At 74.2% G+C, this 17,362-nt stretch carries 13 protein-coding genes; 8 read left to right on the top strand and 5 right to left on the bottom strand.

Annotation, left to right across the window (positions count from 1 at the left end; genetic code table 11):
* Positions 1–28 precede the first annotated feature (28 nt).
* On the bottom strand, positions 29–1,087 hold the full coding sequence (locus C5508_RS11980) for a TolB family protein (protein WP_232797082.1): 1,059 nt from the start codon (positions 1,085–1,087) through the stop codon (positions 29–31).
* A gap of 87 nt (positions 1,088–1,174) precedes the next feature.
* Between C5508_RS11980 and C5508_RS11975 the strand changes: the two genes are divergently transcribed.
* From C5508_RS11975 to C5508_RS11955, 5 genes are all read left to right on the top strand, one after another.
* Positions 1,175–3,688 carry an FtsK/SpoIIIE family DNA translocase gene (locus tag C5508_RS11975; protein WP_104525175.1) on the top strand — a complete coding sequence of 838 codons (2,514 nt, stop codon included), beginning with the start codon at positions 1,175–1,177 and terminating at the stop codon, positions 3,686–3,688.
* A 139-nt stretch (positions 3,689–3,827) separates the two neighbouring features.
* Positions 3,828–5,264: a 30S ribosomal protein S12 methylthiotransferase RimO gene (gene rimO / locus C5508_RS11970; RefSeq protein ID WP_104525174.1), complete on the top strand. Its 1,437-nt coding sequence runs from the start codon at positions 3,828–3,830 to the stop codon at positions 5,262–5,264.
* Positions 5,265–5,269: 5 nt separating this feature from the next.
* Complete coding sequence (gene pgsA, locus C5508_RS11965) at positions 5,270–5,935, top strand: CDP-diacylglycerol--glycerol-3-phosphate 3-phosphatidyltransferase (RefSeq protein ID WP_232797081.1); 666 nt, start codon at positions 5,270–5,272, stop codon at positions 5,933–5,935.
* Positions 5,935–6,417 (top strand): CinA family protein, encoded by a 483-nt coding sequence (locus tag C5508_RS11960; protein WP_104525173.1) that lies wholly within the window; start codon positions 5,935–5,937, stop codon positions 6,415–6,417. Before pgsA ends, C5508_RS11960 begins: the two co-directional genes overlap by 1 nt.
* 151 nt (positions 6,418–6,568) lie before the next feature.
* Positions 6,569–6,973, top strand: coding sequence for a helix-turn-helix domain-containing protein (locus C5508_RS11955; RefSeq protein ID WP_104525172.1), 405 nt, complete (start codon positions 6,569–6,571; stop codon positions 6,971–6,973).
* Between the two features lie 9 nt (positions 6,974–6,982).
* Here C5508_RS11955 and C5508_RS11950 read toward each other — a convergent pair whose 3' ends face one another.
* Positions 6,983–7,456 carry a GNAT family N-acetyltransferase gene (locus tag C5508_RS11950; RefSeq protein WP_104525171.1) on the bottom strand — a complete coding sequence of 158 codons (474 nt, stop codon included), beginning with the start codon at positions 7,454–7,456 and terminating at the stop codon, positions 6,983–6,985.
* The gene (locus C5508_RS11945; protein WP_104525170.1) at positions 7,453–8,466 is read right to left on the bottom strand and encodes a PfkB family carbohydrate kinase; all 1,014 of its coding nucleotides are present in this window, start codon (positions 8,464–8,466) and stop codon (positions 7,453–7,455) included. The genes C5508_RS11950 and C5508_RS11945 overlap by 4 nt, the downstream gene beginning before the upstream one ends.
* Before the next feature lie 125 nt (positions 8,467–8,591).
* Between C5508_RS11945 and C5508_RS11940 the strand changes: the two genes are divergently transcribed.
* Positions 8,592–9,425, top strand: coding sequence for a PspA/IM30 family protein (locus C5508_RS11940; RefSeq protein WP_104525169.1), 834 nt, complete (start codon positions 8,592–8,594; stop codon positions 9,423–9,425).
* 83 nt (positions 9,426–9,508) lie between these two features.
* Here the strand turns inward: C5508_RS11940 and C5508_RS11935 are convergent, their stop codons facing one another.
* Positions 9,509–10,366: a DNA-formamidopyrimidine glycosylase family protein gene (locus tag C5508_RS11935; RefSeq protein WP_104525168.1), complete on the bottom strand. Its 858-nt coding sequence runs from the start codon at positions 10,364–10,366 to the stop codon at positions 9,509–9,511.
* Positions 10,367–10,467: 101 nt separating this feature from the next.
* On the opposite strand from C5508_RS11935, the gene C5508_RS11930 reads away from it, so the two are divergent.
* Positions 10,468–11,058, top strand: a complete 591-nt coding sequence (locus C5508_RS11930) for an antibiotic biosynthesis monooxygenase (RefSeq protein WP_104525178.1) — start codon at positions 10,468–10,470, stop codon at positions 11,056–11,058.
* A gap of 280 nt (positions 11,059–11,338) precedes the next feature.
* Here C5508_RS11930 and C5508_RS11925 read toward each other — a convergent pair whose 3' ends face one another.
* Positions 11,339–15,934: an ATP-dependent helicase gene (locus tag C5508_RS11925; RefSeq protein WP_104525167.1), complete on the bottom strand. Its 4,596-nt coding sequence runs from the start codon at positions 15,932–15,934 to the stop codon at positions 11,339–11,341.
* Between the two features lie 89 nt (positions 15,935–16,023).
* Here C5508_RS11925 and C5508_RS11920 point away from each other — a divergent pair, with 89 nt between their 5' ends.
* Positions 16,024–17,298: an MFS transporter gene (locus tag C5508_RS11920; protein ID WP_232797080.1), complete on the top strand. Its 1,275-nt coding sequence runs from the start codon at positions 16,024–16,026 to the stop codon at positions 17,296–17,298.
* The last annotated feature ends 64 nt before the right edge of the window (positions 17,299–17,362 follow it).

The following is a 17,362-nucleotide window of genomic DNA, read 5'->3' as shown; positions in this document are numbered from 1 at the left end:
TTTTTTATTATTCGCAGCCCTCTATCTTCTACCCTTTCCGCTGCGTCGGCAGCTTCAGATTGGTATAAGAGCCAGCCGACAGCACGACCCGCTCCGCCGCCGGGCCGCCGGCCGCGCAGACCACCCGGGTGCCCTGCGCGCGCAGGTACTGGAACGAGGCGTAGGGCAGGTCGAGCTCCCGCAGGTCCCCGCCGACGGAGAGGACGGCGAGCCGGTCGGCTCCGTCGTGCCCGTAGGCGAGCGCGATCCGGCCGTCGTCGAGCAGGGCGAACCGGCTGGACCCGAAACGCCACTGCGGGCCCGCGATGTCGCTGCCCACGTCGAGCACCAGCTCGGCCTCGCCGCCGGGCGCCCATCGGTACAGCGACCAGACGTCGGTGCGGTCGCACAGGAACCAGAGCGTGCCGTCGGGGGCCCAGGTGGGCTGGACGGCCGACTCGCCGGGGCCCCCGGCGACCACGGTCTCGACGCCGTCGAGGGTGCGGACGACGAGCCGTGCTGCGTCCCACGGCATGTGCGGGTGGTCCCACTGGAGCCAGGCGAGGGTGGCGCCGTCGGGTGCCAGCGACGGGTCGGAGACGAAATCGGGGCCCGAGACCAACTCCATCTCCTCGCCGTCGGCGCCGATCCACACCAGCTCGTTGACGACGTCGGCGGCCGCACCCGACGCGGGATGCGTCTCGCGGACGGCCAGCAGCGCGTCGGGGATCGCCCGCAGGTCGGCGTGCCGCACGGCCGAGGGCAGCGGCGGCTCGCGGGTGACGGCGACGGGGGAGGAGGCGCCGGGGTCCAGTCGGTACAGCCACTGGTCCGAGTAGTGCGTGAACCACGCGGTGCCGCCGGAGACGGTCCAGGCCGCGCCGCCGTACTCGTGCACGCGGGTGCGGGCGTTCCACGGCGCCGGCAGCACGTCGGTCACCGTGCCGTCGGCCGTCCGGCGGCACAGCACCGACCGGCCGCCCTCGTCGGGGCGCGACTCGGACCACCAGACGTCGTCGCCGTCCACGACGACCTCCTCGAGTCGCGCCGCGGTGCGGACGACCAGCTGGGAGGTGATCGGCGTCGGCCAGCTGCCGTGGCTGCTCATGGGTGTGACGTTATGGGAGGTGCCCCGTGCGGGACACGATGCCCGGCCTGCCCGATCCCGGCCCCCGCCGGGCTTACCGTCTGACGCATGCCTGCCCGTACCACGTCGACGCGTCGGCCGGCCGCCACTCGCAGCCGGTCGGGATCGACGGCGGCGAGCAAGAAGCGGCCGCCGGCCAAGCGCGCTGCCAATCGCCGTCCGGCCGCGAAGAAGAAGCCGCAGTCGGGGCCCGGGTTCTGGCGCATCGCCAGCGGTGGCTGGAGCCTGCTCGCCCGCGGCGCCGGCGGGCTCGCCCGCTCGGTGGCCCGTCCGGAGGAGGCCGAGCCGCTCGCACCCGAGCACCGCCGCGACGGCGTCGGCCTCGCCGTGCTGGGCCTGGCCATCGTGCTCGGCGCCGCTGCCTGGAGCGACGGCATCGGCCCGGTCGGGGCCGCTCTCACCGACGGCGTGCGCTGGGTCATCGGCTCGCTGGTGATGGTGCTGCCGGTCATCCTCTTCTTCGCCGCGCTGCGGCTGCTGCGCCGTGGTCCGCGGCCCGAGGCCCGGGGGCGGCTCGCCATCGGCTGGCTCTGCTCGCTGGCCTCGATCCTCGGCATCGCCCAGGTGGTCGGCACCGCCGGCGACCCCCAGCAGGGGCAGCCGGGCTCCGGCGGGCTCGTCGGGTGGGCGGTCGGGACGCCACTGGTCGCGGGCCTCGGCCCCGTCGTCACCGTCGTCCTGCTGTTCCTGCTCGCGTTCTTCGGGCTGCTGGTCATCACCGCGACGCCGGTGCACCAGATCCCGGAGCGGCTGCGCGAGCTCACTGACCGGCTCCTGGGCCGCGAGGACTACGACGAGGACTACGACGAGTTCGACTACGACGACGAGGGAGACGAGGAACCCGCGCCCAAGGGCCGTCGTCGCCGCTCGCTGTCGGAGGACCTGCTCAACACCGGCCCGATCGACCACGCCGCCTACGCCGAGGCGCCCGAGGCCACCCGCACCACCGACCCGGAGCACACGGTCCTGGCGCCCCCGCCGCCGGTGCCGGCCGTGCGCCGGCCCGTCGAGGACCGCACCTCCGCTCCGGAGGACCTGCCGCCGATCACGGAGCCGGAGCAGCTGTCCATCCAGCCCGTCGAGGGCGACTACATCCTCCCGGCGCTGTCCACGCTGCGGCCGGGTGACCCGCCCCGTGCCCGGTCCAAGGCCAACGACGTCGCCATCGAGGCGATCAGCGGGGTGCTGGAGCAGTTCAACATCGACGCCGCCGTCACCGGCTTCACCCGCGGCCCGACGGTCACCCGCTACGAGGTCGAGCTCGGGCAGGGCGTGAAGGTTGAGAAGATCACCGCGCTCACCCGCAACATGGCCTACGCCGTCGCCAACGACAACATCCGCATTCTCGCGCCGATCCCGGGCAAGTCCGCCGTCGGCATCGAGGTGCCCAACACCGACCGCGAGAAGGTCAGCCTGGGCGACGTCCTGCGCTCGCAGGCGGCCAAGCAGGACCCGCACCCGATGCTCGTCGGCCTGGGCAAGGACATCGAGGGCGGCTTCGTCTGCGCCAACCTGGCGAAGATGCCGCACCTCCTGGTCGCCGGCGCCACCGGTGCCGGTAAGTCCAGCTGTGTCAACTCGATCCTGACCTCGCTGCTCCTGCGGGCCACCCCGGACCAGCTGCGGATGATCCTGGTCGACCCGAAGATGGTCGAGCTCACGCCCTACGACGGCATCCCGCACCTGATCACGCCGATCATCACCGACCCCAAGAAGGCCGCCACCGCGCTGGCCTGGCTGGTGGAGGAGATGGAGCAGCGCTACCAGGACATGAAGTCCACCGGGGTGCGCCACATCGACGACTTCAACCGCAAGGTCGAGAAGGGCGAGATCACCGCCCCCCCGGGCAGCGAGCGGGTCTACCGGCCCTACCCCTACATCCTCGCCATCGTCGACGAGCTCGCCGACCTGATGATGGTCGCCCCGCGCGACGTCGAGGAGCACATTGTCCGGATCACGCAGAAGGCGCGTGCCGCGGGCATCCACCTGATCCTGGCGACGCAGCGCCCCTCGGTCGACGTCGTCACCGGCCTGATCAAGGCCAACGTGCCCTCGCGGCTGGCGTTCTCCACCTCGAGCCTCACCGACAGCCGGGTCATCCTCGACCAGCCGGGCGCGGAGAAGCTCATCGGCATGGGTGACGCCTTGTTCATGCCCATCGGTGCCGGCAAGCCGATGCGCGTCCAGGGCGCCTTCGTCTCCGACGCCGAGATCGAGGCCGTCGTCGAGTTCAGCAAGCGGCAGGCCGAGCCGGAGTACCTCGAGGAGGTCTTCAGCGCGGGGAGCGCGGGGGGCGAGCAGAAGGAGATCGACGAGGACATCGGCGGCGACCTCGACCTGCTGCTCCAGGCGATCGAGCTCATCGTCACCAGCCAGTTCGGCTCGACGTCGATGCTGCAGCGCAAGCTGCGGGTCGGCTTCGCCAAGGCCGGCCGGCTCATGGACCTCATGGAGAGCCGCGGCATCGTCGGCCCGTCGGAGGGGTCCAAGGCCCGCGACGTGCTGATCAAGCCGGACGAGCTGGAGGCGACGCTGTTCACGCTGCGCGGTGGATCCGCGTGACGACAGCCGCGGGAGCATCGCAGCGAGGAGCGGACCGGGGCGCGGAGTCGCGCGCAAGGGGCCGCATAGGCGGCGCAACCTGTCCGGGATCACTCCGCCGAAGGGTGGGATCGTCGCCGTCGGCGACTACGATGGCCCGGTGACAGCCGCGACCAACCCTGCCCGGACCGTGGCGGTGGTGACGCTCGGATGTGCGCGCAACGAGGTCGACTCCGAGGAGCTGGCAGGCCGTCTGGCCGCGGAGGGCTACGAACTCGTCGAGGATGCCGACGGCGCCGACGCCGTCCTGGTCAACACCTGCGGCTTCATCGAGTCGGCGAAGAAGGACTCGGTCGACGCGATCCTGGCCGCCACCGACTCCGGCGCCTCCGTCGTGGCCGTCGGCTGCATGGCCGAGCGCTACGGATCGGAGCTCGCCGGTGCGCTGCCGGAGGCCACGGTCCTCGGCTTCGACGACTATGCCGAGATCGGCGGTCGCCTCGACGACGTCCTGACCGGCCGGCCGCTCGTGCCGCACACCCCGCGTGACCGCCGCACCCTCCTGCCGATCAGCCCCGTCCAGCGGACCGCCGCCACCGCTGCGGCGGACGCGCCGGCGATCCCCGGCCACGACTGGTTGCGCCGCAAGCGGCTGGCCTCGGGCCCCTCGGCGGCGCTGAAGCTGGCGTCGGGCTGTGACCGTCGCTGCGCGTTCTGCGCCATCCCGACGTTCCGCGGCGCCTTCGTGTCGCGGCCCCCGGCCGAGCTGCTCGGCGAGGCGCACTGGCTGGCCTCTCAGGGCGTCACCGAACTCGTGCTGGTCAGCGAGAACTCGACGTCCTACGGCAAGGACCTCGGTGACCTCCGCTCGCTGGAGAAGCTGCTGCCGCAGCTCGCCGCGATCGAGGGCATCGTCCGCGTACGGGTGGCCTACCTGCAGCCGGCGGAGCTGCGCCCCGGCCTGCTGGAGCTGATCGCCTCGGCACCCGGGATCGCACGCTACTTCGACCTGTCCTTCCAGCACTCCTCGCCGACGTTGCTGCGCCGGATGCGCCGCTTCGGCGGCACCGACGACTTTCTGGCGCTCATCGAGCGCGCCAGGGCGCTGGCGCCTGCGGCCGGGTTCCGCACCAACGTCATCCTCGGCTTCCCCGGCGAGACCGAGGCCGACGTCGCCGAGCTCGAGCGCTTCCTCACCGAGGGCCGCCTGGACGCGGTCGGTGTCTTCGGCTACTCCGACGAGGAGGGCACCGAAGCCATGCGGCTGCCCGGCAAGCTCGACCAGCCGGAGATCGACGCCCGCGTCCGCCGCATCACCGACCTCGTCGAGGAGCTCACCGCCCAGCGGGCGGAGGACCGGATCGGCGAGCGGGTCGAGGTGCTGCTCACCGAGGACCTCGGCGACGAGGAGGGCCCCGGCACCTGGTCCGGGCACGCCGCCCACCAGGACCCCGACGCCGACGGGACCACCACGGTCACCGGCGTCCCGGACGGCGCCGTCGCGGGCCAGCTGGTCGAGGCGGAGGTCGTCGGAACCGAGGGCATCGACCTCGTCGCCCGCGTGCTCGTACCGGCCGTGACCCCGGCCGGGTGGTGATCCCGGTGACCGACGTCGCCCCCGACCCGGCTGCGACACCTCCGCAGTCGGTGAAGCTGGTCAACCTGCCGAACGCGCTGACCGTGCTGCGGCTGCTGGTCGTGCCGGTGTTCGCGCTCCTGCTCCTGCAGGACGACGGCCTGGACGACCGGGACCGCTACTGGGCGGCGCTGGTCTTCGGACTGGCGATCATCACCGACCGCTACGACGGCATGATCGCGCGCCGGACGAACCAGGTCACCGAGTTCGGCAAGCTCGCCGACCCCATCGCCGACAAGGCGCTCACCGGCACGGCGCTCATCGGGCTCTCGGTCCTGGCGCTGCTGCCCTGGTGGGTGACCGTGGTCATCCTCGTCCGCGAGGTGGGCGTCACCCTCCTGCGGTTCTGGGTCATCCGGCACGGGGTCATCGCCGCCAGCCGCGGCGGCAAGATCAAGACCGTGGTGCAGTCCCTGGCGATCGGCCTCTACATCCTGCCGCTCACCGGCCTGCTCGCGTCCGCGCGGTGGTGGGTCATGGCCGCGGCGGTGCTGCTCACCGTGCTGAGCGGGCTGGACTACGTCTACCGCGCGGTGACGCTGCGGCGGACCAGCGCCCGGTCCATGCGCGCCGCGGCCGCCCGCCGGGCGGCCGGGCCCAGCACCGGTAGCCGGACAGACACCCCCGCCTGATGACGGCGCCGGTTCCCGAGGCCTCCGCCGCCGCGGTGCACCGAGCGCTGCTCGACCGGGAGGAGACGGTGGCCGCCGCCGAGTCGCTCACCGCGGGGCTCTTCTGCGCCACCCTGGCCTCGGTGCCCGGGGCCAGTGCCACGCTGCGCGGGGGCGCCGTCGTCTACGCCACCGATCTCAAGAGCACGCTCGCCGGCGTCCCTGCTGATCTGCTGGCCGCCCACGGGCCGGTGAGTCCGGAGACGGCCGCCGCGCTCGCCGAGGGCATCCGGGCCCGGTGCGGCACGACCTGGGGCGTCGGGCTGACCGGTGCCGCCGGCCCCGACCCGGTCGACGGGCACCGCCCGGGCCGGGTCTATCTCGGGCTCAGCGATGGCGCGCGCACCGATGTGGCCGAGCTCGACCTGTCCGGCGACCGGCAGGCGGTACGCGCCGGAGCCGTGGCGGCGGCGTTCGACCGGCTCCTCGCCCGGCTCGGCTGAGCGTCGCGCGGGAAGCCGGTCAGGGCCGGGAGCGTTACGCCATGAGCGGACTCGGCCCCGTCGGCGGGCTGTCGGCGCACGGGCCGCGTACCGTGAGCCCACGGTGCCTCATGGCACCGCCGCTTCCCCGCAAGCACGACAGGAGACGGCCATGACGCTGCTGCGCACCCAGCTCGGGAGCACCCTGCGCGGCCACCGGCTGCGTCAGCACCGCACTCTCCGCGACGTCTCGGGCGCCGCACGGGTGAGCCTCGGCTACCTCTCCGAGGTCGAGCGCGGTCAGAAGGAAGCCTCCTCGGAGCTGCTCGCCTCGATCTGCGACGCCCTCGAGGTGGAGCTCGCCGATCTCCTGGCCGAAGTCAGCCTCGAACTGCGGGTCGCCGCGGCCGGTGCCGACGTGCGCCCGCTGGCCACTCCGGGGGAGACCCGCGAGGAGGCCGCCGCGGCCACCGAGCAGGCCGCTCCGGCCGCGGAGCCGGCCCTCGCCCTGGTCGGCGCGGGAGCCCAGGGCCGCACGGCCCACCGCCGCGGCGACGCGGTGTCTCTCGCCGCCTGAGGTCAGGGCTCAGGTCCCCGGCAGCGTCCGGGTCAGGACGACGCGGTCGGCGCCGGGACCCGAGTGGTCCCGCGAGAGATGAGTGCTCGCCCCGAGTGCGGTGTGGAAGGCCAGTGCGGGCACGTTGTCCGGGCGCGTGACGGCCTGCACGAACCGCGCGCCGGTGGTGAGCGCGAGCTCGTCGAACCACCGGCACAGTGCCCGCCCGAGACCCGTGCGCCGCTGGTCGTCGCGCACGGCCAGCAGGTGGAGGTACGCCAGCCGGTCGGCGGTCACCGCGCCCAGCACGTACCCCACGTCCTCCCCGTCCGGGCTCATCGCCAACGCCCCGAAGCCCCCGAACTGGTGGAACCAGACCGGGTGGTGCAGCGCTCGCACGTCGCTGGCCCAGAAGCGGTCGTGCTGGTCCAGCAGCCGTGCCCGGACCACGGAGGCGGAGAGCTCGGTGAGGCCGACGATCCGCACGTCGACGTCCTGCCTCACCAGCGGGTCCGGGCGGCGTCCAGCTCGGCGCGGGTCGGGGGGTCCGCGCCGACCCGCGTGCAGTTCAGGGCGGCTACCAGGGCTGCGTCGTCCACCAGGGCGAGCAGCTGCTCGTCGGACGCCGCCGCGAGCGCGGCGCGGTTCGTCAGCCCGGCACCGAGCAGGCCGGACAGCAGGCCGGCAGCGAGGGAGTCACCGGCGCCCACGGTGTCGACGACGTCGACCCGCGGGATCTCCCGTCGCAGGACGGGTCCGCCGGGTCGCGCGATCCGCAGCGGCGCCCCGCCGTCGGTGAGCACGACCAGGGCGGGACCGCGCCCGGCCCAGCGCCGGGTCGCCTCGTCGAGGTCGGTGGCGTCGGGCTCCAGCCAGGCGAGGTCCTCCGCGCTCACCTTCACCAGGTCAGCGCGGGTGATGAGTGCGTCCAGGCGGCGGGTGACCGCGGCCCGGTCGTTGCCGAGGGTGCCGCCGACGGGTCCGTCGGCCAGCATCGGCCGGATGTTGGGGTCCACGCTGATCAAGGCGGAGCCGGAGAGCCGGTCCACCAGGTTCGCGATGGCGGTGCTGCCGGGCTCGGTCCAGCTGGAGATGGAGCCGACGTGCACCGCGCCCACGTCCGCGGGGAGAGCTCCGGCCAGCTCCTCGTCGGTCCACTGCCAGTCAGCGGCGCCCAGCACGTGGAAGCCGTAGTCGGGCGAGCCGTCGGGGCCGACGCCGACGACGGCGAGGCTGACCGGCTCGGCGGCGTCGATGAAGCCCGTGGTGTCCACCCCGGCCAGCTCGGCGTGCCGGCGCAGGTTGGCCGCCAGCGGGCCGGTGCCCAGCCGCGCCAGCAGGCGGACCGGGGCGCCGAGCCGGCCGGCGGCCACCGCCACGTTCAACGCGTTGCCACCGGGACGGGCGACGTACCGCGGCGCCGTTCCCTCGGGGCCGGCACCCGCCTCGGGGACGGGCAGCAGGTCGACCACCAGCTCTCCGAGGACGCACAGGGTGGGGTCGCCGGGCTGCACGGACCGAACCCTAGCCGTGGGCACCCGCGTCTGCGTTGGCTGCGGAGGGTGATCACCTGGGACGATTACCGGTGACGCGCATTCGCCGGGCCGGCCACCATGCCGGAGCAGGAGGACCCATCCCCATGCCCAACCCGCTCGTGAAGCTGTGGAAGTACCTGACCGCGTCTGCGAACGCGCAGATCGACCAGCGGGCCGATCCCAAGATCCAGATCCAGCAGGCCATCGAGGCCGAGCAGCAGCGGCACCAGTCGCTGGCCAACCAGGCCGCCGCGGTGCTGGGCAACCAGCGCCAGCTGGAGATGCGGCTGAACCGTCAGCTCGGCGAGGTGGAGAAGCTGCAGGCCTCCGCCCGCCAGGCGCTGGTGCTGGCCGACCAGACACGGGCCAAGGGCGACGCGGCCAAGGCCGCCGAGTACGAGCAGGCCGCGCAGGCCTTCGCCACCCAGCTGGTCGCCGCCGAGCAGGCCATGGAGGACCTCAAGCGCAGCCACGACGAGGCGCTGCAGGCCGCCGAGCAGGCGCGCGGGGCCGTCGAGCAGTCCCGGATGCGGCTGCAGACGACGCTGGCCGAGCGCACCAAGCTCATGAGCCAGCTCGAGCAGGCGAAGATGCAGGAACACGTCGCGGAATCCCTGCGCCAGGTCAACGAGCTCTCGGCGCCGGGCAACACGCCCTCGCTGTCGGAGGTGCGGGACAAGATCGAGGCCCGCTACGCCACTGCGCTGGGCCAGGCCGAGCTCGCCCAGACCTCGGTGGAGGGCCGGATGCTCGAGGTGCAGAAGGCCACTCTCGACGTCGCCGGCGCCTCGCGGCTGGACCAGATCCGCGCCTCCATGGGCGGTACGCCCGCCGTGGAGGGCGCCTCGGCCGCCGGGGCGATCGAGCAGGGCGCCCCGGCGTCGGAGCCGGCTTCGCAGGCCGAGCCCCAGAAGGCCGAGCGGCCCGACCCCGCCTGAGTCGCCGCCCGTCCCGGGCGCTCCCGTTCGCCTCACGGCGGCCTCCGACGTCCGGAGGCCGCCGCGAGTCGGTTTCGGGGCGGTCAGCCCGGCGTGGCCCGCGGCCGGGGCCGGCCCGGCTCGCCGGTGCGGGCCAGCGGGTCGATGGGAGATCGCGCGGCCTGGCAGCGCGGGCACCAGTAGGTGACCCGCTCCTGCAGCTCCGGGCCCTGATCGCCCAGGAGGATCGGCGTCCGGCACCGCCGGCACGGCTTGCCCTTGCGGCCGTAGACCCAGTGGTCCTGGCCCTTGCGCAGGTCACCGGTGGTGCTCTGCTCGGGATGGTCGCGGTTGGCCAGCATCAGCGTGCGCGCCCGCGTCACCAGCGGCTCGAGGCGGTCGTCGACGTCGGCCACCCGCGCCCACGGGTGCAGGCCGGTGAGGAAGAGCGCCTCGACCTTGTAGAGGTTGCCGGGACCGCACAGGTTCCGCTGGTCGAGGATCGCCACCCCGACCTCCACGTCCGGCCCGGCCCGCAGCCGGCGCAGCGCCTCGTCGAGGTCCCAGTCCGGGCCGAGGACGTCGGGGCCCAGGTGACCGACGATCTGGTCCTCGTGCTCAGTGCGCACGAAGGCCAGATCGTGGAGGCGGTAGCCGACGCACTCCCACTCGTCGGTGGTCAGCACCGCCCGCACGGAGAAGGCCGGTCCGCCCCGCCAGCGTGCGCCCGACCGGTAGACGTGCCAGCTGCCGTCCATCCGGTAGTGGGTACGCAGGGTCCAGCCGTCGGCCAGCCGGATGAGCATGTGCTTCCCGCGCGGGACCACCTCGCTCACCGTGCGTCCGGCGAGGTCCGTGGCGGCCAGCTGAGGCACCCGCAGCTCGCCGCGGCGCAGCGTGGCCCCGGCGAGCGCCCGGTTCATGCGCTTGGCGGCCAGCCAGACGGTGTCTCCCTCGGGCACGCCACCATGATCCTCGGCCGCCGAGGCCTCCGCCCTTCGGTGTGAGGCCCCCGACACCCGGGATGACCGCCCTCCCGTGCGGCATTGCGCAGAGGGTGAGCATGCCTGTCCGACTCCGAGCCGTCTTCCGCGGTGACCTGCCGGCCCCGCATGCCGAGCCGGTGACCGTCACCGTGGCCCGGCTGGTGCGGCCTGAGCGGCGTGAGGAGTTCGAGCGGTGGGCGGACGACGTGCTCGGAGTGGCCGCGGCCTTCCCTGGCAACCTCGGCGCCACGTTGCTGCATCCGGGCCCGGACAGCTCGGAGTACCACCTGGTCTATCGCTTCGTCGACGACACCTCGCTGGCGGCCTGGGAGCGGTCGTCCGAGCGGCGGACGGCCCTCGCCCACGTCGAGGAGATGGTCGACGACGAGCGGGTGTCGCGTGCCGTGGGCCTGGAGAGCTTCTTCGCGGTGCCGCCCCGGCCCGGCCCGGCGTGGCGCAGTTGGCTACTGACCGTCGCCGTCGTGCTGGTGTTCACCTCCGCCTTCCAGTTGATCGCCGTGCCGTTCGTCGGGGACTGGCCGTGGCCGCTGCGGCTCCTGCTGTCGGCGGTCTACGTCGTGACGGCGCTGCGGCTCCTGATGCCGCGGCTCAGCCGGTGGCTGGGGCCCCGGCTGCAGAGGGTCCCGCCGGCAGTGAAGGCCCAGTAGGCGGCCGGGACCGCAGGGCCGGGCGACGTGCGGTTCAGGGCGAGGAACGCCGATCGGCACGCCTGGGCCTGGCACCGCGTGTGCACTCGGACGCGTGCCTCCCGCTCGGCCGGTTGGTCCGGCGACAGCTTCTCCGCCGTGAGGTGGCCGACCGAGCGCCGGACGGGAGCATCCGAGCCGCCCCGCTGTGTGTTCTCCGGGTTCTGGGCTGGTCAGAACCAGCCGTGCCGGGCTGCGTCGCCGAGCCATAGGGCGCCAGTGACCAGCAAGAGCCGACCAGTCAGCCGCGCAGGCGAAGGCCGCGGGGGGTGGCGGCGAAACCGGCTGCCTGCAGGGCCTCGCTGAGCGGCGTGGACTCGTGCACCGAGGCGCCGTCTGCCTTCTGCACCACCATCCGGCCCAGAGCTCCTGCCGACACCGCCCCCGACAGGGCAGTCGCCGTCTCCTTGAGCGTCTGCTCGTCTTCCGTCCAGGACAGCAGCGTCTTGCCGCCGCGTTCGACGTAGAGCACCAGCTCACCGTCGACGAGCACGACGAGCGCGCCGGCCTTCCTCCCCGCTCGGTGCCCTGACTTCCGGGACGCCCCGGTGCCCTCGCCGAGATCCACCGCGTCGCCGTCGGCTGCGACGGTCCGCTCCGGCCACGGGAGGGCCGCGCCGTAGACGTTGGCCGGGTCGGTGGCGGCGAGGACCACGGCGCCGGCCGGGACGCGATCAGGCGTGGCGAAGCTGCGCAGCCGGTCCACCGACCCGGGGGTGCCGAACTGGGCGGCGCCGAGGGTCTCGACGAAGTAGCCGCGGCGGGCCCGGCCGTTCTCCTCGAACGCCCGCAGCACCGGGTAGACCGCCGAGAACCCGCCGGTCACCTGCTCGGCCATGACCGCGCCCCGGGTCAGCACGCCGTGCCGCTCGAGCAGGGCCTCGGCCCGCGCGGTGGTGCGCCGGGTGCCGTTGACCTCCCTGTCGGGGAGCCGCGACCAGCGCCCGGCGACCGTCGGCGGACCCCCGCGCGTGGGCATGGGCGCCCGGCCCACGCGGGGACGGCCGTACCGGCTGCGGGTGACCCGCGGCGGCGCGGCGGCCCGCTTGTGGGTGCCCCCTCCGCCGAGGCGTGTGCGCAGCGGGGCCAGCGTGTCGTTGGTCAGCGCGCCGGCCCAGACGAGGTCCCACACGAGGTCGGCGAGCGCCGCGTCGTCGGTGGCGCCGAGCGCATCGGCGAGACCGCGGAAGAACATGGCCTGCCCACCGGCGAGCAGGTCCAGCAGCGGCTGTCCCTCGCCGGCGACCTCGAGCTGCTCGGGCAGCAGCAGCGGCGCGAGGTCGGAGGGCACCAGGCTGATCCAGCCGTCGCCGCCGGGCAGCCCACCGGCACCTGCCCACAGCACCTCACCGGCGCTGGTCAGCTCGTCGAGCATCGCGGGGGAGTAGTCGCGGACCCGCGTCGGCAGCACCAGCGACTCCAGTGCGCTTGCCGGCACCAGCGCGCCCGCGAGCTGCTCGACGACCGCGAGCACGCCGTCGGCACCGCGCAGCCGGCTGCCCACGGCCTGCCAGGACGGGGTGAACCGGGCGAGCGTGCCGGTGGGCACCGGCTCGACCTCCTGGCGGAGCTTGGCCAGGCTGCGCCGGCGGACCGAGCGCAGCACCTCCGCGTCGCACCACTCCTGACCGCTGCCGCCGGGCCGGAACTCGCCGGAGACGAGCCGGCCGGTGCCGGTGAGCCGCTGCACCGTCGCGGTGACGACCGCGACGCCCAGCCCCAGGCGGGTGGCGACCTCCATCGGCTGGAACGGGCCGTGGGTGCGCGCGTAGCGGCCGACGAGGTCGCCCAGCGGATCGGCCACCGGCTCGGTGAAGACCTCGGGCACGCCGACGGGCAACGCGGTGCCCAGCGCGTCGCGCAGGCGGCCGGCGTCCTCGATGGCGACGTACCGCTCCTCGCCGGCGATGCGGACGACGAGGGCCCGTCGTGCGGCGACCAGTTCGTCCAGCCATGCCTGCGGAGCTCCTCGCCGGTCGGCCTCGGACGCGGTCAGGTCGCCGACGACCCGGAGCAGGTCGCCGGCACCGTCCATGTCGCGCGGGTGCCGCTGCTCGGGCAGCCGCTGCAGCTCCGCCTCGATCTCGGCCATCGCCTCGGCGTCGAGCAGTTCGCGCAGCTCGGAGCGGCCGAGCAGCTCGGCGAGCAGGCCGGTGTCCAGTGCGAGGGCCTGGGCGCGGCGCTCGGCCAGCGGGGCGTCGCCCTCGTACAGGAACTGGCCGACGTAGCCGAACAGCAGCGACTGCGCGAACGGCGACGCCGTCTCGGTCTGGACGTCGACGACCCGCACCCGCCGGGCGCGGACGTCGCGCATCAGCTCGATGAGGCCGGGCACGTCGTAGACGTCCTGCAGCACCTCCCGCGCCGCCTCGAGGGTGATCGGGAACGAGGAGAACTCACTGGCGACCGAGAGCAGCTGGGCGGCGCGCTGGCGCTGCTGCCACAGCGGCGTCCGGCGGCGGGGATCACGCCGGGGGAGCAGCAGCGCACGGGCGGCGCACTCGCGGAACCGGCTGGCGAACAGCGCCGAGCTGCCGACCTCTGCGGTGACCTCGCGCTCGACGTCGTCGGGATCGAGGACGGCGAGGTCGCCCTCGGGCGGCTCGCCGGTCGTGTCGGGCAGGCGCAGCACGATGCCGTCGTCGGAATGCATCGACGAGACGTCGACGCCGTAGCGCTCGCGCAGCCGGGCGGCCAGCACCAGCGCCCACGGGGCGTTGACCTGCGCGCCGAACGGCGAGTGGACGACCAGCCGCCAGTCGCCGAGCTCGTCACGGAACCGCTCGACCAGCAGCGTGCGGTCGTCGGGGAGGTGCCCGGTGGCCGCTTTCTGCTCGGCCAGGTAGGCGCCCAGGTTGGCGGCGCCCCAGGCGTCCAGGCCGGCGGCGCGGGCCCGCTCCAGCCCCGCTTCCGGCGTCGCGGAGCCGACCTCGCGCAGGAACGCCCCCAGCGCGCGTCCGAGTTCCAGCGGACGCCCCGGGGCGTCGCCGTGCCAGAAGGGCATCTTCCCGGGCTGGCCCGGTGCGGGGGTGACCAGCACGCGGTCGTGGGTGATCTCCTCGATCCGCCAGGACGACGAGCCGAGGAGGAACACGTCCCCGGTCCGCGACTCGTAGACCATCTCCTCGTCCAGCTCGCCGACGCGCCGTCCGCCGCTGCCCTCGGCGCCGACGAGGAAGACGCCGAAGAGGCCGCGGTCGGGGATCGTGCCGCCGCTGGTGACCGCCAGGCGCTGCGCGCCGGCCCGGGCGGTGAGGGTGTCGGTGACCCGGTCCCAGGTGAGGCGGGGACGGAGCTCGGCGAAGGCGTCGGAGGGATAGCGACCGGCGAGCATGTCCAGCACGGCCTGCAGCGCCGACTCGGGGAGCGAGGAGAACGCCGCCGACCGGCGGACCAGGGCGCCGACCTCGTCGACCGTGCGCGGGCGCTCCGAGACGATGGCGACGATCTGCTGCGCGAGCACGTCGAGGGGGTTGCGCAGGTAGCGGATCGACTCGATCGCGCCCGACTTCATCCGCTCGGCGACCAGCGCGCACTGCACGAGGTCGCCGCGGTACTTGGGGAAGAGCACCCCGCGGCTGACCGCGCCGACCTGGTGGCCGGCGCGGCCGACCCGCTGCAGGCCGCTGGCCACGGTGGGCGGCGACTCGACCTGGACGACGAGGTCGACCGCCCCCATGTCGATGCCGAGCTCCAGACTGGAGGTGGCGACGACCGCCGGCAGCCGGCCGGACTTCAGCGCCTCCTCGACGATCGCACGCTGCTCGCGGGAGACAGATCCGTGGTGGGCCGCGGCAACCGGCTGGAACGCCTCGGGGAGCCCTCCACCGGCGCCGGCCTGCGCCATGAGCGCCGCCGCGTTGGTGCCGGGCGGTACGGGCTCGCCGGTGGTCCGCTCGTAGGCCAGCTCGTTCAGCCGGCTGGTGAGCCGTTCGGCCAGCCGGCGCGAGTTGGCGAACACGATCGTGCTGCGGTGCTCCTGGACCAGGTCGAGCACCCGTTCCTCGACTGCCGGCCAGATGGAGTTCCGGGGCTGGTTGCCCGCCGCCGACCCCTCCAGCTCACCGGTCGGCTGACCCAGCTCGCTCATGTCCTCGACGGGGACGACGACCGAGAGGTCCCACTCCTTCGTCGAGCCGGGGGCGACCACCCGCACCGGGCGCCCACCGGCGAGATAGGTGGCGACCTCCTCGATCGGCCGCACGGTGGCCGACAGGCCGATGCGCTGGGCCGGCCGCTCCAGCAGCTCGTCGAGCCGGTCCAGGGACACGGCCAGGTGTGCGCCGCGTTTGGAGTCGGTGACCGCGTGGACCTCGTCGATGATGACGGTCTCGACGCTGCGCAGCGCCTCTCGTGCCGCGCTGGTGAGCAGCAGGAAGAGCGACTCCGGCGTGGTGATGAGGATGTCCGGCGGCTTGCGGGTGAAGGTGCGCCGCTCGTCGGCGGGGGTGTCGCCGGACCGGATGCCGACGCGGATCTCCGGCCGTGGCAGCCCGAGGCGGGCCGCGGCCTGGCCGATGCCGGTCAGCGGGGCGCGCAGGTTGCGCTCGACGTCGACGGCCAGGGCCTTCAGCGGCGAGACGTAGAGGACCCGGCAGCGGGAGCGCTCGTCGGCCGGTGGGCTGGAGGCGAGCCGGTCCAGCGACCAGAGGAAGGCGGCCAGGGTCTTCCCCGAGCCGGTGGGGGCGACGACGAGGGCGTGCTCGCCGCTGCTGATGGCCTGCCAGGCGCCGTCCTGGGCCGCCGTCGGGCGCTCGAAGGCGCCGGTGAACCAGGCCCTGGTGGGCTCGGAGAACCGGCTCAGCGCACTGGGCTCGGCGATGGGACGGTCGGGCACGAGATCAGTGTCCCCGTCGTGTACGACACTTCGCTGGCCGGCGAGGGTGCCGGAGCCGGGAACCACCCGGTCGTGAGACGGGAGCGCTCGTGGGGTCGCTGCAGCAGGACAGGACCGAGCCGGACATCGCGCGCGTGCAGCGGCGGACGCTGGTCGTCCTGGGCGGCGGCGTGGCCCTGGCCGGGCTCGGCGTCACCGTCGGGATCACCGCCGGGGGCCTGCTGGCCCGCGACGTCGCCGGCACCGACGCCGCCTCCGGGCTGGGGCAGACGGCGGGAGTGCTCGGCGCGGCGGTGCTCGCCGTCCCGCTGGCCAGGATCAGCGACTCGGCGGGCCGCCGGGCGGGGCTGGCCGTCGGCTACGGGATCAGCGTCCTCGGCGCGGTCGTCACGGTGGCCGCCGCGGCCGCGTCGTCCCTGGCGCTGCTGCTCGTCGGCCTGTTCCTCTTCGGCGCCTCGACCGCGTGCGGGCTGCAGTCCCGCTACGCGGCGGCGGACCTGGCCTCGCCGGAGCGCCGCGGGCGCGACCTCTCCCTCGTCGTCTGGGCGACGACGCTCGGCTCCGTCGTCGGACCGAACCTTGCCTCGCCGGGTGCGGTGGTGGGGGAGTCGCTGGGCCTACCGGCCCTGGGCGGTGTCTTCGTCGTGTCCGCCGTCGTCTTCGCGGTCGTGGCGGCCGGCTTCGTCCTGCTGCTCCGGCCCGACCCCCTGCTGCTGGCCCGGAGGCTGGGTGGCGGGTCGTCCGGTCCGCGGCCGCGTCGGGCGACCGGTGCCGCCCTCCGGGCCGTCTGGGCGGCGCCGCAGGGTCCGGTCGGGCTGGTGGCCGTCGTGGTGGCCCACTCGGTCATGGTCGGTGTGATGGTCATGACCCCGGTGCACATGGGGCACGCCGGCGGCGACGCCGACGGCGTCCTGCGGCTGGTCGGGCTGGTCATCAGCGTCCACGTGGCCGGCATGTACCTGTTCTCACCAGTGGTCGGCCTCCTCGCCGACCGGGTGGGCGCGCCGGCCGTCGTCGGCCTCGGAGGATTCCTCCTGCTCAGCGCGGCCGCGGTGGCGGGTACGGCGGGGCCCGCCGACCCCGCCCAGCTGGCCATCGGCCTGCTGCTGCTCGGCCTGGGCTGGTCCTGCGGCCTGGTCGCCGGATCGGCGCTGGTCACCGCCTCCGTCGGTCCGGACCTGCGGCCGACGGCGCAGGGCGGCACCGACCTGCTGATGGGTCTGGGCGCCGCGCTGGCGGGGGTGATCGGCGGACCGCTGCTGGCCTGGGGCGGCTTCGGGCTGGTGACCGCCGTGTCCGCCGTCCTCGTGGTGCCCCTGGCGGTCGTCCTCCTGACGACGCCGCGGCGTCAGCGCTCGCGGTAGTTGCGGATCATGATGACGACGGTGATCAGGAGAACGACGACGATGCCGATCTCCAGCACGAGGT

The organism is Blastococcus atacamensis, from assembly GCF_002938425.1.
GTDB classification, from domain to species: Bacteria; Actinomycetota; Actinomycetes; order Mycobacteriales; family Geodermatophilaceae; genus Blastococcus; species Blastococcus atacamensis.
This window is presented reverse-complemented; position numbering and strand designations above follow the sequence as displayed.